At 43.7% G+C, this 23,003-nt stretch carries 21 protein-coding genes; all 21 read right to left on the reverse strand.

What is annotated here, in order from left to right; genetic code table 11:
* Nucleotides 1–4 precede the first annotated feature (4 nt).
* The gene (locus tag MOC09_RS04375) at nucleotides 5–262 is read right to left on the reverse strand and encodes a DUF3243 domain-containing protein (RefSeq protein ID WP_268358415.1); all 258 of its coding nucleotides are present in this window, start codon (nucleotides 260–262) and stop codon (nucleotides 5–7) included.
* A gap of 80 nt (nucleotides 263–342) precedes the next feature.
* On the reverse strand, nucleotides 343–1,071 hold the full coding sequence (ymfI, locus tag MOC09_RS04380; protein ID WP_268369684.1) for an elongation factor P 5-aminopentanone reductase: 729 nt from the start codon (nucleotides 1,069–1,071) through the stop codon (nucleotides 343–345).
* A gap of 54 nt (nucleotides 1,072–1,125) precedes the next feature.
* Nucleotides 1,126–2,412, reverse strand: coding sequence for an EF-P 5-aminopentanol modification-associated protein YfmH (gene yfmH, locus MOC09_RS04385; protein ID WP_268358417.1), 1,287 nt, complete (start codon nucleotides 2,410–2,412; stop codon nucleotides 1,126–1,128).
* Entirely contained in the window at nucleotides 2,409–3,689 is a 1,281-nt protein-coding gene (yfmF, locus tag MOC09_RS04390; RefSeq protein WP_268369686.1) for an EF-P 5-aminopentanol modification-associated protein YfmF, read from the reverse strand. Before yfmF ends, yfmH begins: the two co-directional genes overlap by 4 nt.
* A gap of 259 nt (nucleotides 3,690–3,948) precedes the next feature.
* Nucleotides 3,949–5,160, reverse strand: a complete 1,212-nt coding sequence (gene bcbE, locus MOC09_RS04395; RefSeq protein ID WP_268358443.1) for a bacillibactin exporter BcbE — start codon at nucleotides 5,158–5,160, stop codon at nucleotides 3,949–3,951.
* Between the two features lie 139 nt (nucleotides 5,161–5,299).
* Nucleotides 5,300–6,025 (reverse strand): GntR family transcriptional regulator, encoded by a 726-nt coding sequence (locus tag MOC09_RS04400; protein WP_268369688.1) that lies wholly within the window; start codon nucleotides 6,023–6,025, stop codon nucleotides 5,300–5,302.
* Between the two features lie 142 nt (nucleotides 6,026–6,167).
* Nucleotides 6,168–8,531, reverse strand: a complete 2,364-nt coding sequence (spoIIIE, locus tag MOC09_RS04405; protein WP_268358420.1) for a DNA translocase SpoIIIE — start codon at nucleotides 8,529–8,531, stop codon at nucleotides 6,168–6,170.
* A 130-nt stretch (nucleotides 8,532–8,661) separates the two neighbouring features.
* Nucleotides 8,662–8,874 (reverse strand): TepA modulator TepJ, encoded by a 213-nt coding sequence (tepJ, locus tag MOC09_RS04410; RefSeq protein ID WP_268358421.1) that lies wholly within the window; start codon nucleotides 8,872–8,874, stop codon nucleotides 8,662–8,664.
* On the reverse strand, nucleotides 8,871–9,608 hold the full coding sequence (gene tepA / locus MOC09_RS04415) for a translocation-enhancing protein TepA (RefSeq protein WP_268358422.1): 738 nt from the start codon (nucleotides 9,606–9,608) through the stop codon (nucleotides 8,871–8,873). Before tepA ends, tepJ begins: the two co-directional genes overlap by 4 nt.
* A 115-nt stretch (nucleotides 9,609–9,723) precedes the next feature.
* A complete protein-coding gene (rnjB, locus tag MOC09_RS04420) occupies nucleotides 9,724–11,391 on the reverse strand; it encodes a ribonuclease J2 (protein ID WP_268358423.1) in 1,668 nt (555 codons plus the stop codon).
* A gap of 178 nt (nucleotides 11,392–11,569) precedes the next feature.
* A complete protein-coding gene (dapA, locus tag MOC09_RS04425; protein WP_268358424.1) occupies nucleotides 11,570–12,442 on the reverse strand; it encodes a 4-hydroxy-tetrahydrodipicolinate synthase in 873 nt (290 codons plus the stop codon).
* A gap of 30 nt (nucleotides 12,443–12,472) precedes the next feature.
* Nucleotides 12,473–13,687: an aspartate kinase gene (dapG, locus tag MOC09_RS04430; RefSeq protein ID WP_268358425.1), complete on the reverse strand. Its 1,215-nt coding sequence runs from the start codon at nucleotides 13,685–13,687 to the stop codon at nucleotides 12,473–12,475.
* Nucleotides 13,688–13,778: 91 nt separating this feature from the next.
* Complete coding sequence (gene asd / locus MOC09_RS04435; RefSeq protein WP_268358426.1) at nucleotides 13,779–14,819, reverse strand: aspartate-semialdehyde dehydrogenase; 1,041 nt, start codon at nucleotides 14,817–14,819, stop codon at nucleotides 13,779–13,781.
* A 125-nt stretch (nucleotides 14,820–14,944) separates the two neighbouring features.
* Nucleotides 14,945–15,547 carry a dipicolinate synthase subunit B gene (dpaB, locus tag MOC09_RS04440; RefSeq protein WP_268358428.1) on the reverse strand — a complete coding sequence of 201 codons (603 nt, stop codon included), beginning with the start codon at nucleotides 15,545–15,547 and terminating at the stop codon, nucleotides 14,945–14,947.
* 2 nt (nucleotides 15,548–15,549) lie between these two features.
* Entirely contained in the window at nucleotides 15,550–16,443 is an 894-nt protein-coding gene (gene dpaA / locus MOC09_RS04445) for a dipicolinic acid synthetase subunit A (protein ID WP_268369690.1), read from the reverse strand.
* Nucleotides 16,444–16,634: 191 nt separating this feature from the next.
* Nucleotides 16,635–16,892, reverse strand: a complete 258-nt coding sequence (locus MOC09_RS04450; protein ID WP_003220966.1) for a YlmC/YmxH family sporulation protein — start codon at nucleotides 16,890–16,892, stop codon at nucleotides 16,635–16,637.
* An 81-nt stretch (nucleotides 16,893–16,973) separates the two neighbouring features.
* Nucleotides 16,974–18,203, reverse strand: coding sequence for a M16 family metallopeptidase (locus MOC09_RS04455; protein WP_003238480.1), 1,230 nt, complete (start codon nucleotides 18,201–18,203; stop codon nucleotides 16,974–16,976).
* Between the two features lie 39 nt (nucleotides 18,204–18,242).
* Nucleotides 18,243–19,202, reverse strand: a complete 960-nt coding sequence (locus MOC09_RS04460; protein ID WP_268369692.1) for a polysaccharide deacetylase family protein — start codon at nucleotides 19,200–19,202, stop codon at nucleotides 18,243–18,245.
* 116 nt (nucleotides 19,203–19,318) lie between these two features.
* Entirely contained in the window at nucleotides 19,319–21,436 is a 2,118-nt protein-coding gene (pnp, locus tag MOC09_RS04465; protein ID WP_268358433.1) for a polyribonucleotide nucleotidyltransferase, read from the reverse strand.
* Between the two features lie 172 nt (nucleotides 21,437–21,608).
* Entirely contained in the window at nucleotides 21,609–21,878 is a 270-nt protein-coding gene (gene rpsO, locus MOC09_RS04470; protein WP_003220957.1) for a 30S ribosomal protein S15, read from the reverse strand.
* Between the two features lie 156 nt (nucleotides 21,879–22,034).
* A complete protein-coding gene (ribF, locus tag MOC09_RS04475; protein ID WP_268358435.1) occupies nucleotides 22,035–22,985 on the reverse strand; it encodes a bifunctional riboflavin kinase/FAD synthetase in 951 nt (316 codons plus the stop codon).
* Nucleotides 22,986–23,003: the final 18 nt, after the last annotated feature.

Raw genomic sequence — 23,003 nt, forward strand, 5'->3', positions numbered from 1 at the left:
CTTCCTAGTGAGTGCTGTTATTTTCAACAAGCTTAACCATCATATTGGCAATGGCGCGCTGTTCATCTTTTGATGCAACGCTCCACAGATCTGCCAGCACTTTTTCCTGCTCGTTCTTAGAATCCACTTCATTAGCCAAGTAACTGCCGATTTCTGTCGCTAGATCTGTAATTGTATCCTGGCTCATGCCTTTATCTTGCGCATAGTTCAGACGGTCGCCAAGGAAGTTTTTCCAGCTATCCCAGTTTTCTAATACTGACATGCTTGTTTCCTCCATTTCATGTGAAGTTACAAGATTATTGTGTCCCTCGCAAAGGAAACTATACATCGAATATTTTCGGGTCAGCAGTGCCAGCCGCCATTCACCGACAGAATTTGGCCGGTAATATATGACGCTTTTTCAGACAGGAGAAAAGCTGTTGCATCCGCAATTTCTTGCGGCCGGGCAAGCCTGCCGATCGGAATCTCATCAGCGATCTCCTCTTTTTCAGACGGGGTGAATTGATTCATCATATTTGTATCAACCGCGCCCGGCGCTACGGCGTTTACTCTGATGCCGCTTGGCGCCAGCTCCTTAGCCAGCCCTTTTACAAACGAGTGCTGGGCTCCCTTTGCCATGCTGTACAGCACTTCACAAGATGCTCCAGTTTCTCCCCAAATTGAGCTGATAGCCACAATCGCTCCTGATTTCTTCCGGATCATGCCTGGAAGAAGGTTTCTCGTCAGCATATACGGACTCGCCACATGGAGCTGAACCATTTCCTGGACCGTTGCATTATCCACATCCGTAATCAGTCCAAAATGGCTTCTTCCGCTGTTTAAAATGATCGCATCAATTGGCTGAACAATTGAACTTGTCAGCCTATCTGCTCCTTCTGGCGCGGACAGATCGGCTTGCAAAATCTCAGCATGCACGCCAAATGTCTCACTTGTTTTTTCAGCAAGCTCCGCTGCCGCGTTTTGATTTGTATTGTAATGCAGCAGCAGATTGTATCCCTCTGCCGCAAGGGTTTCGCTTATGCTTTTGCCAATGCCGCCGCTTGCTCCGGTGATTAGTGCTGTTTTGTTCATCCTCTTTCCTTCTTTCCGCAGAAAAACACCCCTCACACTGGAGGGATGTTTTGTTTATGATTTAGGAACAACCTTGCAGACAGTCAGTCTATCCGCAGCAATTTCCTCTTCTATCACTTGCTGGACATCTTCAAATGTAATTTGCTCAAGAACCGTTACGACATCAAACAGGCTCATATCCAGGAAGGCATAACGGGTGAATTGATTGGCGATGTATTCAGGTGAATTCAGCGCTTTTAAGAATGTACCAATCTTTTTCTTTCTGGCAAGTTCAATCTTTTCAGCCGTAATCAGTTCACCGGCGCGCAGCAGCATGCTTGAAATGTTTTCAGCCAATTGGTCAGGTTCCGGCGTATCTCCGCCGATCGCCGCAAAACCGAACCCGTATTCAGCAGTAAAATCGAAGCTGAACGTTTCATCAATATATCCTTTTTCATAAAGTGATTCGTACTGGGCAGAGCTTTTGCCAAAAAGAGATTCAAGCAGCAAGTTCATTGAAAGCTCATGCTTTAACAGCTCTTTGCCTAATTTAAACGGGTTCTTTGATTTCAGCCCGACAAGGCATTTCGGACCCTGTACGTTCATTTTAATTTCTTTTTCTTTTCGGAAAACCGCTTCTTGCTCCTCTACTTCCTCCCGTTTGATCTCCGGCTGATCCGTATATGGCTTTCTTTCCTGATTTTCTCTTACCTGAGAAATGATCGCTTCAGGATCTACAGGACCGACAATAAAGAGGAGCATGTTGCTCGGGTGATAAAACGTTTCATAGCATTCATAAAGAAGGTCTTTTGTAATATGTGAAATGCTTTCTACTGTTCCGGCTATGTCAATTCTGACAGGGTGTTCTTTGTACATGTTTTCAATGACCCCGAAGTAAAGCCTCCAATCAGGGTTGTCGTCATACATGTTAATCTCCTGCCCGATAATCCCTTTTTCCTTTTCAACCGTCTTTTCAGTAAAATACGGGTCCTGCACAAAATCGATCAGCGTTTCTAAATTGCGTTCAACATTTGAAGTGCTTGAGAAAAGGTAAGCCGTTCTTGTAAATGATGTAAACGCATTGGCAGAAGCGCCCTGTTTGCTGAAATCTTGAAAAACGTCTCCGTCCGCTTTTTCAAACAGCTTGTGCTCAAGAAAATGGGCGATGCCGTCCGGCACGTGAACCATCTCGTTTTTATCTAAAGGGACAAACCGGTTATCTATCGAGCCGTACTTTGTTGTGAAGACCGCATATGTCTTGTTGAAGCCTTTTTTCGGCAATACGTAAACGTCAAGACCGTTTGGCATTTTTTCATGGTACAGCGTCTCCTGAAGCTGTTCATATTCGATTGGTTTGATCAAGATGCACCCTCCGTCCCTTTTAAGAAATAAGTCGTATCAAGCTGAATCTTTTCGCCGGCTTTTACGATATCCTCTTTTGTGACCTTCTCAATATTGGCGAGGAAGTCTTCGATTGGAATATCGACTTGGGCAGCGGCCTGCTGATATAAAAACTCAGATAAGCCGTACGCAGTATCAATGGTTTCCAGCACTTGATTTCGAATGACGGCCTTTGTCTGATCGATGTCCTGCTCACTGAAGTCACCGTTTTTCATTGCCTGGAATTGTTCCGCAATAATCGAAACAGCCTGTTCGTAATTTTTCACTTCAATGCCCGACATTACCATTAACAATCCTTTAAAACTTTCTATACGCGAAGCGGCATAGTAAGCAAGACTGGCTTTTTCCCGAACATTGATGAAAAGCTTTGAATGAGAGAATCCGCCAAACAGTCCGTTAAACACTTGTAAAGCAGGATAATCCTGATCCGTATAAGTGATACCAGTGCGGTAGCCGATATTCAGCTTTCCTTGTTTGACATCTTCTTCATCAATCACTTCTTTAGGCTGGGCCTTTTGCTCAGCGTGATTGTTTTGAGTCGTGCCAAGGATGCGCTCTTCCGTTTGAAAATACTTGTCAATTGCCTCGTGCACTTGGTTACTGTCCACATCGCCAACGACATAAAGGTCAAGCTGGTCTTTTTGAATAGCGGTTTTGTACGTGTCATATAATTGATCGGCCGTAATGGCATCGACATCGTCGATTTCACCATTGACATGGAGTGCGTAAGGTTCATTTTTGCACATTTCCTGTATCAGCCTTAAATTCGAGTAGCGCATTTTATCATCATAAACGGCTTGGATTCTTTGCTTGAGCGTCCGTTTTTCCTGAGCCACATATTGTGGCTGAAAAGCGCCTCCCTCTAAAGCAGGCGAAAAAACGATTTCTGCGAGAAGCTGCAGGCCTTTTTCTAGAAGCGGCGTTTGATCTTTTAAATATTTTTCATTCGGGATTTCAAGCCTGAATGTAATGACGTGCCGCTCTCCTTTTTTCGAAAGATCCGCCGATACTGACGTGCCGTACAGTTCATCCAAATAAGAACGCAATTCTGCTGTTTTCGGATGGCTCTTTGTTCCGCGAAGAAGCACATGCGGGAGCAGCGCTCTTTTAGTGACTTGGTCTTTTGTCAGCGGCGCAAGCATTTTAAATATAAGTGAAACGGTTTTGAATTTTTCTGTTTCTACAATGTGTGCGGTTAAACCGCCGTGCTTTGTTTTGATTTCATTTACATATGACATATGGAACCTCCTTCGTTCATTTCTAATTAGTATGTATTATGACCAATTTTCAGCATGCGCAGAAACACTCTTTCATGTAATTATAGCAACTGTAGGATTTATAAGGAAACAATAACCTCCGCCTGACAAGACGGAGGATGTTTAGTTGATCCTTTTTCATTCAGAAAGTCCTGTTTGCGCCTCAAAATGACAGAAGCAAACTGCTGAAAATATGCCGTTAAATGGCCGGTATCATAGTCAAAGCAAAAAAGACGGTTGGTTAGACCGTCCCTAAGTTTTTTTCTTCCTCTTCGCTTTTTTTAGCATCGACAGTAAAGATCACTAGGAATAAAGAAACAATGCTGCAAAACGCCGATAGAATAAAAATAAGCCAGCTTGCATTAGACATTAACGCCGCAAACACAGGAGGACCGAGAGCTACTCCTATAAAGCGCATACTATTGTAAAAGGAAGAAATGGTTCCGCATTGCTCACTCTCAATGCCTTCGGTTATCAGCGCATCTAAAGCAGGAAGAGCCATTCCGATCCCAATTCCGCCAAAACTTAAAAAGGCGAATAATAAATAAAAACTGTGGTTCCACCACAAAGCAATAAACGACAGCGTTAACATAATCATTCCTGTCACCACGCAAAATTTCATTCGGCCTTTATCTTTGCCGATCTTTTTGCCGGCTATAAAAGAGCTGGTTGACAAAAATAAAAGTGGTATTGCCAGCAATCCGCCTTTTGCCACCCCGTCAATGGCATACTTGTTCTCCAGCGTATCTGATAAATAAAATAATACGCCGAATAACAAAAACATGATCACACACCCGATAATAAAAACTGTATAAAGCCAGCGCCCATCCTGTTTAAAGATTTTCCGCACACTCTTGATAAACTCAGAAACCGCAGGCGCATCTTCATCTTCTTCAGGCTTGGGCACCAAAAACAACACGAGTAAAAAGCTGACCAAACAGAAAAACGGAATAAACCAAAACGGAACAAACCAGTACCAAGAAGCCAGTAACGCACCAAGTATGGGACTCAGTACTTTCCCTGACGTGTTGGCGGTTTCAATATCGCCAAGACCGGCGCTTACCTTTTCATCGTCTCCTTCAAACAAATCGCCGATAAACGGCATGACGATAGGAGCTGCACCTGCAGAACCGATCCCTTGAAGAACCCTGCCCGCCAAAATCATAGCGTAAGGATTTTTCATATAGGTGGAAGCAAAAGCTGCCACTACCCCTCCTAATCCTGCAATGATGAGGCAAGGTAGCAATATTTTCTTTCTCCCAAATCGATCTGACAGATACCCCGCAATTGGTATGCAAATAATTGCCACCACTGAATATACGGTGATAATTAAAGACACTTGAAATGAAGTCACCGACAGTTTTTTCTCCATCATCGGCAGAACGGGAATCAGCATGGAGTTCCCGAGTGTCATTACAAGCGGTACGGAAGACAATGCAATAATCGTTTTCATTCCATTTTTCTTTCTCAACATTTTCACCCATTCACTTTCTTGTCATCCCTTATATGTTGCGTTAATCAGCGTCAAAGTATGTACAAAGAAACATGAATCAGCGCAAATAAAAAAAACAGACACATCACAGGCGTCCGTTTTAGAATCGTTTACGTAAAACATGAAATCTGAATTTATCCGCTCTAAAATAATTTAATGAATAAAGCACCGGTTGGTCGTGCTGATCGTAATGGGTTTGTTTTAACAGCAAAAGAGCTGTTTCCGGATCGCATTCAAGCACTGGAGAAATGGTATCATGATAGCCGATCGGTTCAATATCAGTCACTGCATAGCTGATCACGGAGCCAGAATTTTTCTCAAGCAAATCAAACATAGATTCTTGCTGATGAGAAAAAGAATTCGGCAAAATATCCATCGGAATTTTGTCTATACAATATACAATCGGCTGGCCGTTAGCTGTCCTGACTCGTTCGAGGTAAAAAAGTTCTTGCCCTTCTGCCAAATGAAATCTCTTGACGTCGTCTTCAGACGGCATGAGCACTTGCGATGATAGAAAAATCGTGCCAGGCGTCATATTCGCCTGTTCTATCATCTTGGTTACACTGTTCAGCTGTTCAATGCCCGAAAGAAATAACGGCTTAGAATGGACAAAAGTGCCTACACCATGCCTTCTGATAATCACATGCTCTTCTTCCAGTATCCGCAAGGCTTCTCTAAGCGTCGCTCTGCTGACACCAAGCTTTTTAGAAAGCTCAAATTCAGAAGGCAGCTTTTCCTTCTCGGTGTAGATTCCATTTTTAATATCCTCTTTAATTCGTTCAATTACTTTTAAATACAAGTGCCGATTATCAGCTTTTGTAGACATGTTTCCCCTCCGTAAACCACTTTCGATAAAAATTATTGAACAATTGGGACAACTATATCATGTTTTGTCGAAAAAATAAATAGCCAGGTGTTAGTTTACATAATGATATTATTGACAACTACAGAAAACTGAACTCCCTTCATTACGAAGAGAGCTCATCATATTTTTCTTTTGATAATAAGACTTCCCTGGGTTTACTGCCTTCATACGGCCCGACAACCCCTCGTTCCTCCATTGCGTCAATCAGGCGCGCCGCTCTCGTATAACCGATTCTGAATCTTCTTTGCAGCATTGAAACAGATGCTGTCTGCATGCCGACGATTAATTCAACCGCTTCATCATAAAGTTCATCAGTAACCTCGGAATGAGATTCCGTTGTTTCCTCAGGAATCATTTCTTCCTGATATTGCGCTTTCTGCTGCGTAATCACATGATCGACGACCTTTTCCACTTCGTCATCCGACAAAAATGCTCCCTGCACACGGACAGGTTTATTAGCGCCGACAGGCAAAAACAGCATATCGCCGCGTCCGAGCAGCTTCTCAGCGCCACCCATGTCAAGAATCGTCCTGGAATCCGTCTGTGAAGAAACGCTGAATGCAATTCGTGATGGAATATTCGCTTTGATAACACCTGTGATAACGTCAACCGACGGCCGCTGTGTCGCAATAATGAGATGGATGCCGGCAGCCCGCGCCATTTGGGACAATCTCGTAATCGAATCTTCCACATCAGATGAAGCGACCATCATCAGATCCGCCAGCTCGTCCACAATGACAACGATATAAGGCAGCTCAGGCTGTTTCGCTCCTTCTTCATTGTTGGAGCGCTTTATATAATCATTATAACCTTCAATATTTCTTGTACCTGTATGAGAAAATAATTCGTATCGCCGTTCCATTTCATTGACGACTTTTTTCAAAGCCTGTGAGGCTTTTTTCGGATCGGTTACAACTGGGGCAAGCAAATGTGGAATCCCGTTGTAGACATTCAGTTCTACCATTTTAGGATCGATCATCATCATTTTCACTTCATGCGGTTTCGCACGCATCAAAATGCTTGTAATAATGCCGTTGACACAGACGCTTTTCCCGCTTCCTGTTGCGCCTGCAACCAATAGATGGGGCATCTTATTTAACTCAGCGAGCACAGCCTCACCTGAAATATTGCGGCCGAGTCCGATTAGAAGCTTTGCATCCGGTCTGTCATTTAATTTAGACTCGAGCACTTCCTTCAGTGATACCATCGCCACTTCTGCGTTCGGAACCTCAATACCAATTGCTGATTTTCCTGGTATAGGCGCCTCGATCCTGATATCTTTTGCCGCAAGTGCTAGCGCTAAGTCATCGCTTAAATTGACAATTTTGCTAACCTTCACTCCGACGTCAGGATACACCTCATATTTTGTTACAGCCGGCCCGAGATGAACCTGCGTCACTTTCGCCTTTACGCCAAAGCTTTGGAAGGTTCGCTCAAGCTTTCTCGCATTTTCATAAATATTCTTTTTATCAGCCTGCTGGCCGGTATGCTTCGGATCTGCCAGTAAATCCAGTGACGGCATCTCGTAATCCTTATTTTCCAGCTCCGTAAAGGTCATTGGTGGAGCAGAAACAGTTTCCTGATCACTTGTCTCCGGTTGGATGTCCTGAAGCGGCTCTGATACAGGTTCGGAGCGCTTATCTATAACTGGAGGCTCTTCATCTTCATTTCGATCTGAAAAGCTTGAGATAATCGGCTCTGAATGAATAAGAGGCGATGCTGTTTCTGGTTCCTCCTCTTCATCAGAAGGCTCTGGTTCCATTTGCTCTTTTTTGCGGTCCGGTTTATGTTTTTTGCTCGGCGATTTCGTTTTTTTCGATGACTTCATATTCGTTTTGACGGATTTCATATCATCAACAAATGCAAACCATTGTTCTTTTATAAAGCGGCCAATCGGGCTCATCCACTTTTTCAGCGTTTCTTGAAGTGAGCGCCCTGTGACCAGAATCATTCCGATCAAAATCATTACAATCGCCATAATTTGAGAACCAGTCGACGCAAATAAAAAGTGTGAAGCCGCAAACAGCAGCGCACCGATCATCCCTCCACCTAAATCAGGTGAAGCGGAGCTGCCATTCATGTCCATCAAAAACAATTCCCATGTGTTGCGAACAACGCTTGCGGATTCTATCGACCCTTTGTGCGTTAGATTTTTAAACAGCTGCACGTGAGAAAGGAGCAATATGCTTGCAATAATGCAATACAACCCGGCCTTTCGTCTCGTTAATAAGCTAGGCGTTTTCTTCTTCCAAAACAGCGAGACTCCTAACACCAATAAACCTAACAAGCATAAAATAAACCATTCTCCAGCAAAAAAGCGGAACAAGTAAATAAAGGTTTGCCCGACTACCCCCAGCTGCAGAATCGCGATAATTGAAATGGCGATACACAGCAACCCGTTGAGTTCGTATTTGATATTGAGCTGTTTCGCCTGTTTTTTTCTTGATTTTCGTTTTTTCTTTGCCACACTCATCACCTTACTGCGTTAAAAAATGTAAGTTCATACATAATGAAGAAAGCAGCCGTTTACAGGCTGCGGTTTTTCTGTAGGATTCCCCTATTATAGCATATTTTGCCCTTAAAAAAGGGGTGGAATCTTATACGTTTAATTTCAGCTTTTGTCCCGGAGAAATGTCCGGGTGGAGAAAATGCATTGGATTTGTGCTCATGATTTGTATGACTTCCGCTTCATTGCCTTTCATCTCGACAAGGAGCGGCACACCTTTATATTCAATCTGCTCATGTGGGCTCGTCTGTTGGTTCTGTTCCGCAAATACAATTTCCTGCGGCATCACGGTATACAAAATCATTGAATCATCCGTCCTTCTTCTCGTCTCGCCTCTTCAATCAGTTCATTCAGCTTATTAATCGCTTGTCCGACACCGCCAGCGTGATCGATCAGTCCGTATTCAACTGCATCCTTGCCGACTACATTTGTTCCGATGTCACGTGTTAAATTTCCTTTTGAAAACATCAGCTCTTTAAACTTCTCTTCGGTTATATTTGAATGGCTTGTCACAAATTTTACAACTCTTTCTTGCATCTTATCCAGGTATTCAAACGTTTGTGGCACACCGATGACCAGTCCTGTCAGCCGAACGGGATGAATCGTCATTGTTGCTGTTTCGGCGATATAGCTGTAATCACAGGATACCGCTATCGGAACGCCGATGGAATGCCCTCCGCCAAGCACGATGGAAACGGTCGGTTTTGATAAAGACGCGAGCATTTCAGCTATGGCGAGACCGGCTTCTACATCTCCTCCGACAGTATTTAATATAATCAGTAAGCCTTCAATTTTAGGATTTTGTTCAATTGCCACAATCTGCGGGATAACATGCTCATATTTTGTTGTTTTGTTTTGCGGAGGAAGCTGAACATGACCTTCTATTTGTCCGATAATGGTCAGACAATGAATATTGGTATCTTGGGGCAGCTGCGGGAGCGTCGTTTCACCAAGCTGCTGTATTTTATTCATAATGCTGTCTTTCGCATCATTTTTTTCAGTACGTTCTTCTTCTGAGTTTTCCATACGATGATCCATCTCGCTTTCACCCTTTCCGAGTTTCTCTTTGTATTATGAACAAAGATACTCAATTCAATCCCGGCTGAAAGGGCAAAAAATAAAGACCGGAACTGCTCCGGTCTTTAGTCAGACATTATACTTCCATAATAATTGGGATGATCATCGGTTTACGTTTGGTTTTTTCATATAGGAATTGGTTCAAAGCATCCCGCATTGCCTGCTTCAGCGTTGACCATTCAACATTTGATGTTTCAGTCGCTTCTGTCACGATGGAACGGACAAGCTCAGTAGCCTGTACGATAAGGCCTTCAGACTCTCTTACATAAACAAAACCGCGAGTGATAATTTCTGGCCCTGATACAAGATGTTTCTTTTGTTTATCAAGTGTAATGACAACGATTAAAATTCCGTCCTGTGAAAGTAAGCGGCGGTCTCGCAACACGATATTGCCGATATCACCGACACCTAATCCATCAATTAAAATATTGCCGTACGGAACTTTATCCCCGATTTTCACGTTTTGCCCACGGAATTCAACGACGTCTCCTTTTTCAATTAAGAAGATGTCACTGCGCTTCATGCCGATTTCCTCAGCGATTTTTGAATGAGCTTTTTGCATTCTGTATTCGCCGTTTACTGGAATTAAATATTTTGGTTTCAGCAGATTGATCATCAGCTTTAACTCTTCTTGCGAGCCGTGGCCAGACACATGGACACGTTTTTGGGCAAAGATGACTTGTGCACCGGCTCTCGCGAGAAGATCTACAGTTTTTGAATAAATGAGTTCTTGCCCAGGGATTGGTGTAGACGCAATGACAACCGTATCCCCTTCTTCAATGTTCAGCTGTTTATGAGCTTTGTTTGCCATTCTTGTCAGGGCAGCTAACGGTTCACCTTGGCTGCCGGCTGTAACTATCGCCACTTCGCGCTTCGGATATTTCTTGACATCCTGCACGGAAATAAACAGTTCATCATCTGCTTCAATATATCCAAGCTTTCTTGCCAGCTGCAGGACAGATTGAAGATTTTTTCCGGCAACGGCAATCTTTCTTCCATTTTGAGCCGCTGCATGAATGACTTGCTGAATCCGGTTAATATTGGATGCGAAAACGGCAATAATCACCCGATTATCAGAATTATAAAGCGCGTCTGAAATTTCTCCGCTGACAGCTGCTTCCGATGGGGTATAACCCGGACGTTCCGCATTTGCACTGTCAGAAAGCAGGGCGAGCACGCCGCTATTGCCGATCTTGGCGATCTCGCCAATGTCGCACATTTGATTAAGTGCAGGTGTTTGGTCAAATTTGAAGTCTCCTGTGCATACAATAGATCCAAGTGATGTTTTAAAACTTACACCTACGGAATCAGGGATGCTGTGAATCGTTCTAAAGAACGATACTTTAGTCGATTCAAATGTAATGACAGATTTTGAGTGAATTTCTCTTAAATCAGTTTTTCGGTTATGTCCGTATTGTTTTAATTTTTCTCTTAACAGTGCAAGCGTCAGCTTTGTCCCATACACTGGAACGGACAGCTTGTTTAATAAGTAAAAAACGCCGCCGATATTTTCATCGTGCCCGTGCGTTAAAAAGATTGCCTTGACGCGTTCAGCCCGTTCAATCAAATATGATATGTCAGGAATTACTACATCAATACCGAGCATCTCGTTTTCTGGGTGCATAAGGCCGGCATCAACAACAAATATGTCTGAGTCAATTTCGATGACATAAAGGTTCTTCCCAATTTCTCCGACACCGCCAAGGGCGATAATTCTAACGTTTTCTGTATTTTTCTTTTTCAAAATCTATATCCTCCTAGTCTCATACCCGTCCATCATCACTTGTTCCTATTATAACTGAAAGTAAATTTAGAAAACAAGATAAAGCAGAAGGTTTAGGGAAAACCAATATGTATAAGAAACGGTCAAACTCAGCTGAATGTGAGAATGACCGCGTTTGTTTCACTGTATGAAATTTTTCTTACAGTTCGCTGATCGTGCTGCTTAAGCTCAGCCGTTCATCTTCGGTTAACGGGACAAGGGGCAGACGCACTGAACCGACATCAAGGCCTCTTAGCTGAAGCGCTGTTTTGACCGGAGCAGGGTTAGGCGCTTTAAACAGTTCCTTCATAATCGGCAGCAGTTTCTGATGAATCAGTGCCGCATTAGCTGTTTGCCCATTCGTATAATTTTTGATCATTTGCTGCATATCAGAGCCTGCAATATGGCTCGCCACTGAAACAACTCCTCTTCCTCCGACTGCGAGAATAGGAAGCGTCAGGGCGTCATCTCCTGAATAGACAGAGAAGTCTTCCGGCGTTTCCGCAACAATTTTGGTAATTGCTTCGAGGTCTCCGCTCGCTTCTTTAATCGCAACAACATTCGGAATGTCTTCCGCCAAACGAATCGTCGTTTCAGGAGCCAGAGAAGCAACCGTACGGCCCGGCACATTATACAGCATAACCGGAAGAGACGTTTCTGCCGCAATTGCTTTAAAATGCTGGTACATCCCTTCTTGTGAAGGCTTATTGTAATACGGCGTAACAAGCATAACCGCATCTACGCCCGCTTCCTCAGCTTTTTTTGTCAGCTTAATGGAATCTTTCGTGTTGTTGCTTCCAGTACCCGCAATCACAGGTACACGTCCGTTCACTTCTTTTACCGTATATTCAAAAAGCGCAATTTTTTCTTCGGTTGAAAGGGTTGGAGACTCTCCAGTTGTTCCCGCCACTACTAAAGAATCCGATCCGTTTTTCAACAAGTAATCAATCAGTGTAGACAGTTTTTGAAAGTCTACGTTCCCTTTATTGTCAAAGGGCGTAATCATCGCTGTAGACACATTTCCGAAATTCATTTTTTTCACCTCATCATGATTCAATCACATTTACTTGGAAAGTTCAAACACTTCATGCAAAGCGTTTACAGCAGGAACCATATCCGCTTCATGGACGAGCACCCATATCGTCGTATGGCTGTCAGCCGACTGAAGGATCGGAATTTCTTTTTCTGAAAGAGCCGATACAATTTTGGACGTGACACCAGGAACACCCATAATGCCTGCTCCGACCGCTGATACCTTCGCACAGTTTCTCGTTATCATCGGATCATAGCCCATATCCATTAAAATACGCTGAGCCGTTTCTGTTTTATTGCCGGCCACCGTATAGACGATCTCACTAGGTGTAATGTTAAAGAAATCAACGCTGATTCCCGCATTCGCCATCGCTTTGAACACTTCAGTCTGAACATTATACTGGCCGATTTTCGCTGGCACTTTGAACTGTGTGACATCTTTGACATGGGCAATTCCCGTAATCAGCCTTTCGAAAACATCGCTTCCGACTTTGGAAGAGTGATGCGATGTCACCAACGTGCCTTTATCTTTCGAATAAGTCGAACGGACGCGGATCGGTACTTTTGCCTGCATTGCAATTTCCACAGCCCGCGGATGAATGACTTTTGCCCCTTGATACGCCAGGTTGCAAATTTCCGTATACGTCACGACAGGAAGCGGTTTCGCATTTTCCACCACTCTCGGGTCAGCGGTCATCACGCCTTCAACATCGGTGAAAATATCGATGTAGTCTGCATCAACCGCTGCTCCGAGTGCGGCTGCGGACGTATCGCTTCCTCCCCTGCCGATTGTTGTTGTATCACCTTTTTCAGTTGCGCCCTGGAATCCTGCGACGACGACTGCGTCATGATTCGCGAGCACACTGAACAAACGCTCTGGTCTCATTTCAATGATTTTCGCATTGGTATGCTGGTCATTTGTTAAAAAGCCAGCCTGCGCTCCTGTCAGTGCAGCTGCTTTCACACCGTTATCAAGCAGCATGCTGGTAAAGACGACAGAGGAAATAGTCTCTCCGCAAGATAAAAGCAAATCCTGCTCCCGTGGAGAAATCGCTGACTGATCGCCGTAAAGCAGCCCCAGCAAAGAATCTGTTGCGTACGGGTCTCCTTTCCGGCCCATCGCTGAAACGACAACGACAACCTTATATCCTTCACTAATTGCTTCTTTAATATGCCCTAAAGCCAGTTTGCGGCCTTTATCATCTTTTACAGAAGTTCCGCCAAACTTTTGAACAATTATCTTCACTGTTTTCACTCCAAATTATTCGGACGTAACAGAAGAGAGCAGGCTGATAGCGCCTTACTCTCTTCTATTCGTCTTTGGGAAATTCTCTCTTTTATACGAGGTTTAGTTTTTTCAGGCTTTCTGCAATCTGAACAGAGTTCCATGCCGCGCCTTTTAATAGGTTATCAGAAACAACCCATAAATGAAAACCGTTTGCTCTGTCCAAGTCTTTGCGGATGCGGCCTACAAACACATCGTTTTTGCCGACGGCATCAGCAGGCATCGGATAAAGCTGCTGGCTTGGGTCATCCTGAAGTGTCACGCCCGGAGCTTCTTTTAATAGATTTTTAATATCTTCAACGGTAGCGTCATCACGGTCTACCTCAATGTAGACGGACTCTGAGTGCCCAGTTTGAATTGGCAGTCTTACACAGGTCGCCGCAACTTGAAGCTCCGGCATGTGCATGATTTTTTTCGTTTCATTTATCATTTTCATTTCCTCAAACGTATAGCCGTTATCTTGGAATTTATCAATTTGCGGAATCGCGTTGAAGGCGATTTGATAGTGTTTTTTGTCACCTTTTACAGGCATGATCGCAGGCTCAATTTCTTCTTGATTTAAAATGGCCTGTGTTTGGCTGTAAAGCTCTTTTACAGCTTCATTTCCCGCTCCTGATACCGCCTGGTAAGTTGATACGATGACTTTGTTTAAGCCATATGCTTTGCGGATCGGTTCAAGAGCCGCAACCATTTGGATTGTAGAGCAGTTAGGATTGGCAATAATGCCGTTGTGTTCATGCAAGTCTGCCTCATTCACTTCAGGCACGACAAGCGGTGTATTTTCGTCCATACGGAATGCACTCGTATTATCTATAACAATAGCGCCGCGTTTTACAGCTTCTGGTGCCAATGCTTGTGATACGCTTCCGCCGGCGCTGAATAAAGCAATATCTATCCCTTCAAAGCTCTCAGGAGAAGCTTCTTGAACAGTCAGCTCTTGGCCTTTAAACGTGACTTTTGTCCCCGCAGAGCGTTTTGAGGATAGCAATGTAAGTGTGTCCATTTCAAAGTTTCTGTCTTCAAGTGTTCTAAGCATTTGTTGCCCTACAGCTCCTGTCGCTCCGACAACAGCTACGTGTAAACCTCTTCCCATCTGTAAAACTCCTTCCGCCAATCAGCATCATTGAATTGATTTGACTATGATTTTACGTTTTATTTTACCATAGAATATGCGGGTGATGACCGAATTTTTTAGTTTGGGAAAGATTTTCTGTAAATTTAGTCATTTCCCTGATAATTCTCAACTAGAACTGGCTGAAGCTGCTGATGCAATAGCGCCTTTTCAATCGTTTGCGGAAGCAGATCCATTTTGGCCACCATTGAATTCGGTTTTTTAAATGGATCGTCTTGCCCGAATGGTATAAAAAAGATATTTTTTGTTGACATTAGTCTCATTAAATTGGTTCCGTTTAAACCGAGAGCATCATTTGTCGAGATGCCAAGAACGACCGGCCGATTGTTTCGGATTGTCGCTTTTGCCGCCATTAACACCGGACTGTCTGTCATCGCATTTGCCAGCTTGCTCATTGAATTGCCTGTTAAAGGAGCAATGACCATGCAGTCAAGAGGCAGCTTCGGCCCAAGGGGCTCTGCCTTTACAATCGAATCAATGGCCTCATATCCGGTCAGTTCTTCAATTTTTTTGACCCATTCTGCGCCCTCTCCAAATCGGGTATTTGTCGATTTCACGTTAAATGTGACAACCGGACGGACTTCAGCCCCTTCGTTGACCAGTGCCTCAATCTGCGGGAAAACGGCTTCATATGTGCAATGTGATCCGGTCAGCCCAAACCCGATTCTTTTTCCTTTTAATGACGACATGCTTATTTCCCCTCCTCAGCTTGTATTTCAGCCAAAAGCTTGCTTAAGACATTTGCAAGGATTTGCCCGGCTGTTTTAGGAGCGACAATCCCTGGAAGACCTGGGGCAAGAAGTGCTTTAATCCCCTGCTTTTCGGCATATTTAAAATCCGTTCCCCCGGGACGTGAGGCCAGATCCAATATTAAGGTTTTTGGTGTCATGCTAGAAAGTACCGTTTGATTTAATATCATGCTCGGTATGGTATTGATACAAATATCTATATCTTTTACATGCTCTTTCAGCTCATCGGTGTGAAAAGGAACGAGTCCCATTTCGGTAATACGCGCCAGATGCGCTGAACTTCTTGCTCCCACTTTTACATTCGCTCCGAGCGCAGCAAATGTGCGGGCTATCGTCATTCCGGTGCGTCCCAGACCGAGAACGGCTACCTGAGATCCGTGTATCGTATAATCCGTATGCTGAATCGCCAGCATGATCGTTCCTTCTACTGTCGGAATCGAATTGTATATCGCAATGTCATCCCGCTCAAACAGCTTAACAAGTTTTCTGTTTGCTTGAGCTGCAATGTTTTCTAAATAGGCGTTAGAAATCCCTGAGAAAATGACACAGTGTGCAGGCGTTTTGTTGAGATGCTCCTGTTTTAACACAACCTCTTCATTTGAAAATACAGTCGAAACGAAACCTTCTCCCGTTGTCGCAGATACTGGAAGAATGATGCTGTCTATTTGCTGAAAAGGAATTTCATCAATATTGCATTTTACTGCTCCGGTAAAACCGTGATCCAATTGGTCAAAACCGACAAGATAGATGTCAGCCTGCTGTTCAGTGAACTTTCTTATAATTTCGAGCTGTCTAGCGTCACCGCCGATAACTGCAATCTTCAATCCGGTTAACATTCTAAACGTTCACCTTCTTTGTATATACTGGATCTCTAGTTGTTAAGCTCCCCTTCATCTTATGTTCAAAAGGAAATACCGGTGAATTAAAACATGCGTTTTTTACATATAAAAAAACATCGGCTGCCGAAGCCGATGTTTCAGGAATTACCTTTAGAGCCCGCACCATAGCCATTTTGGGCCTTTTTCATTTACTCTTGTCGAGGAGACATTTCCTCAGGTACGTCTAATATGATCATATCTGAACCGATTTTTTGAATATGATGCCAGGGGACACGAATGTCATGACCGTGTTTTCTCAAACCAAACCACTTAACTGTCGGAATGAGGAGCGCTGTAATCTGGCCATCCTGTTCATTGATTTCTAAATCGGTCTGGCCGAGCACTCCCAGCCGTTCAGCTCTTTTGATGTCTACAATTTCCTTTCCTGATAATTCACTGAGCCGCATGTCTGTCACCCCCCTTGTACTATGTATGATCTAAAAAATAAAAAAATGCCTGCCCCGTTTCGGGGCAGGCATTTCCTTTTTTTAGGACGGCATATTGCCGGAAGGGCTGATGAGTGCCAGTGCATAATCATCAGTAAACAACTGTCTGGCAAGGCCGTTGACACGCTCTAAGTTCACGGCGTTTAATTCATTGATGATCTCATCTAATGTTTTATGTTTGCCGAGCAGCAGTTCATTTTTCCCGTTTCGGCTCATTTTGCTGTTTGTGCTTTCTAAGCTCAGCATCAAGCTTCCTTTCATTTGCTCTTTGCTGTTCTCCAGCTCTTTTGAGGTAATGCCGTCTCGTTTTAATGTGGCAAGGGTTTCTTGGATTGTTTCTGACAGCTGCTGAAGCTGATTTGCACCCGTTCCGCCGTAAATGGTAAGCATTCCGCTGTCCTCATAAGAGCTATGATAGCTGTAAACAGAATAAGCAAGGCCTTTATCTTCACGGACATCTTGGAACAGCCGGCTGCTCATACTGCCACCGAGCACATTATTCAGGACGATTAAATCATAAATGCGTTCATGGCCAACCTCAAGGCCTTTAAATCCGAGACATAAGTGAGCCTGCTCTGTTTCTTTTTTTCTCGTCAGTTTTTCCGTGTAGAACTCGGGTTTTTCAAGACCTGTCGCTTTGCCTTTCGCCTCGTATGACCCGAACCATTTTTCCACATCTTTGATAAAACTGTCAGATATATTGCCCGCTACCGAAATCACCACTCGGTCCGGCGTATAATAATCATGCATGTACTGTCTGAGGGAGTCGCCGTTAAAGGAAGCAAGTGTTTCCTCCGTGCCAAGAATTGGATACCCTAAAGAATGATTGCCGTAAGTGGCTTTGCTCAGTAAATCATGCACAATGTCGTCCGGCGCATCTTCGTACATTTTAATTTCTTCATACACTACATTTTTCTCTTTTTTCAGCTCGTTTTCATCAAACGTTGAATGAAAGAACATATCTGCTAATACGTCCAGCGCGTAATTTGCATGCTCATCAAGCACCTTTGCATAGTAGCAGGTATATTCCTTTGAAGTAAACGCATTGACCTGACCGCCAATACGATCAAAAGATTCTGCTATCTCGCGTGCAGATCTTGTGCTCGTCCCTTTAAAGAACATGTGCTCTAAAAAGTGAGAAATCCCGTTTATCTCCGGCGTTTCGTGCCGCGAACCTGTACCGATCCATACGCCGATCGCAACAGAACGGACTGTCGGGTTATTTTCCAGCACAACTCTTACACCATTTTGACACGTATATCGTTTTATCAAATTTGTTCCTCCTATTCAAAGACAAGCTGCCTGCATCTGTTACTTCAACAGTCTGGTTTCATCCATCAGTTCAGTGACTGTTCCAAGCGCGTATCCTTTATCTTTAATCTTTATAATCAGCGCTTCAAGACTTTCCGCCGTTGGGTCAGTCGGATGCATTAAAATCATGGCACCATTATGTATCTTGCTTAACACTCTCGTTTGAAGCACAGACGGAGCCGGTTTTTGCCAATCGATCGTATCAACTGTCCACATGACTGTTCCCATCTGTCTCTCAGCTGCAATGTCGACAACCGCTTTTCGGAAACTTCCGCTCGGCGGAGCGAACCACTTTGGCTTAACGCCGGTCGTTTGTTCTATTTGTTTATTTGTCTTGTCGAGCTGCTCGGAAATTCTTCCTGTAGTCAGTTTGCTCATATCCGGATGATTGTATGAATGATTTCCGATTTCATGTCCGTCTTCCGCAATCTTCTTAGCGAGCTGTTCATTATTGCTCACCCAATTGCCTTCTAAAAAGAACGTAGCTTTAACTTGGTGCTTTTGCAGAACAGGGAGCATTTTTTCCAAATATTCGTTTCCCCATGCCACATTAATTAAAAAAGCCACCATCGGTTTGTCAGGATTTCCTTTATAAATAGGTTCTGGGTGAAGAGATTCCAGATGAACGCTTGGTTTTACTTGGCTGTACACCAGATCGCTTTCCCGAAACTCGCCGTGCTTTTTCATTTTTTTATATGATTTTTCAATATTGACCTTCAATCCATTATAGCCGGGAATGCTTTTCCACACCTTATCTATTCTGGCATCCTGGGGCTTGACTTCATACTCCGGCGCTTTTTGAAGCAATTCTTCATACAACGGGTCTTTGGACGCCGTGACAGTCACCGTATCTTTTTTCATTGCCCCTATGTAATCAAGTGTGTGCGGATTATTCATCATCTCAAATGAGACAAAAAAAAGAAATAGAAAAACGGCAAACGGTACAAATCTTTTGTACATGTTCTGTCCCCCCTCACCTCACATTATGAAAGTGAAGGACAAGGTAGAACCCGCCTGCGTTTTAAAAGCTTCAAAATAAAGAAGCCGGGTCTCCCAGGCTCCTTTTATGTTTTCATTTAAGATTGTTGTTCTTCTTTTTCTTTCTCTTCACGGAGCACCGCTTTACGGGACAAATTGACTCGTCCTTGTTTATCAATTTCAGTGACCTTGACAAGAATCTCGTCTCCGATTTTCACAACATCTTCAACTTTTCCTACGCGTTCAAGCGCAAGCTCTGAAATGTGCACCAAGCCGTCTTTTCCGCTGAAAATTTCAACGAAAGCCCCGAATTTTTCGATTCGTTTTACTTTACCTAGGTAAAGCTGGCCGACTACAACCTCTCGGACAAGGTCTTCGATGATTTTTTTCGCTTTTTGGTTACTGCTTTCATCTGTTGAAGAAATAAAGATTGTGCCGTCCTGTTCAATATCAATTTTAACACCGGTTTCTTCGATGATTTTATTGATTTGTTTTCCGCTTGGCCCGATGACATCGCGGATTTTATCAGGATTAATGGCCATTGTTAAAATCTTAGGCGCATATTGAGAAAGCTCTTTTCTTGATTCGCTTAAAGTCGCAAGCATGCTGTTGAGAATTTCCATTCTTCCTTTTTTCGCTTGCTGAAGCGCTTCTTCAAGAATCTCTCTGGAAAGACCTTCGATTTTAATGTCCATTTGCAGTGCCGTTACGCCTTTTTCCGTTCCGGCTACTTTAAAGTCCATATCTCCAAGCGCATCTTCCATGCCTTGAATATCAGTCAGAACCGTGTAGTGTTCACCTGATTTGACAAGCCCCATTGCAATACCCGCAACTGGCGCTTTAATTGGCACACCGGCATCCATCATTGCAAGTGTGCTTGCGCAAATGCTTGCTTGAGACGTGGAACCGTTTGATTCAAGCACTTCTGATACAAGACGGACTGTGTAAGGGAAGTCTTTTTCAGACGGAATAACTGGCTCAAGCGCACGCTCACCCAGTGCTCCATGTCCGATTTCACGGCGTCCCGGTCCGCGCATTGGTCCTGTTTCCCCAACGCTGAATTGCGGGAAGTTGTAGTGATGCATAAACCGTTTCGACTCTTCTACACCTAAGCCGTCAAGGATTTGCACATCTCCCAGAGCACCTAACGTACATACGCTGAGGGCCTGCGTTTGTCCCCTTGTAAAGAGACCTGATCCGTGCGTTCTTGGCAAGAGGCCGACCTCTGAAGAAAGCGGGCGGATTTGATCGACACCGCGGCCGTCCGGTCTAACTTTCTCTTCAGTAATCAGGCGGCGCACTTCGTTTTTAACAAGCTTGGACAGAATCTGTTTGACTTGTTTGATGGTTTCCTCGTCATGCTCTTCATCCTCGAATTTTGCCACAACTGCGTTTTTCACTTCATTAATGGCATCTTCGCGGGCATGCTTTTCATGAACTTGGATAGCTTTCAGCAAATCCTCTTCTGCTAAAGCTTTTACTTTTTCGCTAAGCTCTTCATCAATTTCAAAGAGCGTAATTTCAGATTTCTCTTTGCCGACTGCTGCGACAATTTCTTCTTGGAATGCAATCAGGCGTTTAATCTCTTCATGGCCGAACATAATGGCCTCAAGCATGGTTTCCTCAGGAACCTCATCCGCTCCCGCTTCTACCATGTTAATGGCATCTTTCGTGCCGGCAACGACAAGATTGATGTCACTTTTCTCAAGCTGATCGACTGTCGGATTAATGATAAACTGATCATCAATGCGTCCGACAGTAACCCCTGCAATCGGGCCTTCAAACGGAATATCCGATACAGAAAGGGCTAGAGATGAACCGAACATGGCAGCCATTTCTGAAGAGCAGTTTTGGTCAACACTCATGACAATGCTGATGACTTGAACTTCATTACGGAATCCATCGGCAAACAAAGGACGGATCGGCCGGTCGATTAGGCGGCTGGCAAGAACCGCTTTTTCACTCGGACGTCCTTCTCTTTTAATAAATCCGCCCGGAATTTTCCCTACCGCATATAATCTTTCCTCATAGTTTACAGTAAGTGGGAAGAAATCAAGCGGTTTTGGTTCTTTTGAAGCGGTTGCTGTACTAAGCACTGCTGTATCACCGTAGCGAATCATCACAGCACCGTTTGCCTGTTTGGCAAGCTGGCCGGTTTCAACGGTAAGCGTTCTTCCGGCCCAATCTATGGTAAAGACATGTTTTTCTTGTCCCATACGATTACGAACTCCTCTCTTCGTTGTGTGAAATAATCAATTACTCCTATTATGAACGAAATGAATTGAACATATCAATGTCAAAGTAGTATGTAAAAGGATTTCAATGATTTGTTATAAGAATTTTCGCTTTAATACGATAAAAAAGCGGGAATCCTCCCGCTTTTTACGATTATCGACGTAAGCCTAGTTTGTTAATTAACTCACGGTAACGAGTTACGTCTTTATTACGTAGATACGTAAGAAGATTACGACGCTTACCTACCATTTTAAGAAGACCGCGACGTGAGTGGTGGTCTTTCTTGTGAGTACGTAAATGCTCGTTCAAGTTGTTAATTGAGTCAGTTAGGATAGCGATCTGAACTTCTGGAGATCCAGTATCAGATTCGTGTGTTTTGAACTCATTGATGAGTTGGTTTTTACGCTCTTGAGTAATTGCCATCCTGTTTCACCTCCAAATCATATTTAGCCCCAGTTACCTAGCAACCGTCGGTGACTTCGGATTGCCAAGCAATGGTTTTAAGACTACGAAAACTATCATACTAAAAATCGGGCCTATATGCAAATATTTTAGAATAAAATTTGTGTGCGTTGCATGTTATTTCCGCAAATTGCTGAAATAACGAATGGCTTCCTGCTTATCTTTCTCAATTTGCTCTGTTAATTCTTTGATGCCATTGAATTTCCGCTCGCTCCGAATCCGTTTATACCATTCAATTTTTATAGCGGCTCCGTATACATCCTGATCAAAATCAAACAGATTAACCTCAATTGAAGGCTGCTCCGGACGTTTTTCATAGAACGTCGGCTTATAGCCGATATTGCAAACGCCATTATAGACTTCGCCGTTCACTTCCGCTTTTACGGCATATACACCCGTCGGAGGAACGATATAGCTGTTATTTAAACCGATATTGGCTGTCGGAAACCCGATGGTCCGCCCTCTTTTATCACCGTGAATGACAATTCCTTTTATAAAATAAGGCTGTCCAAGCAGGACTTTCGCCAATTCCACATCACCGTTTTGAAGCGCGGTACGGATATACGAAGAACTGATTTTTTTATCCTGCTCCGTTAATTTTTCTACCATTGTGCACTCAGCTCTTCCGTCTAAATCATCCGGCATGGTCTCCATGGTTCCCTTGCCGTATTTGCCATACGTAAAGTCAAAGCCTGCCACTGCGTGCTGCACATTAAGGCCGATGATATACTGGTCGATAAACTGCTTAGGAGAAAGAGAAGCAAACACTTCATTAAATTTAACGACATACAGAATCTCTGTGCCTAATTGTTCAATTTGGTTTATTTTGTCTTCAAGAGGCGTAATCAGATCCTTCGGCTCCTTATCCCTTCCTAAAACGTGAGAAGGATGGGGATGAAAGGTCATTACAGCAAGTGCCAGGCCTTTTTCTTCGGCTATTTGCTTCGCTGTGCCGATTACCTTTTGATGCCCGAGATGAACGCCGTCAAAATAGCCTAACGCCATCACTGATTTTGCTTGCTCCTCTTTTATTAAATGATGAGGATGTGTAATATGTATCGTCTTCACAGAACGGTCACCTTTTTT

It is taken from the genome of Bacillus sp. N12A5 (assembly GCF_026790125.1).
Classification (GTDB): domain Bacteria; phylum Bacillota; class Bacilli; order Bacillales; family Bacillaceae; genus Bacillus.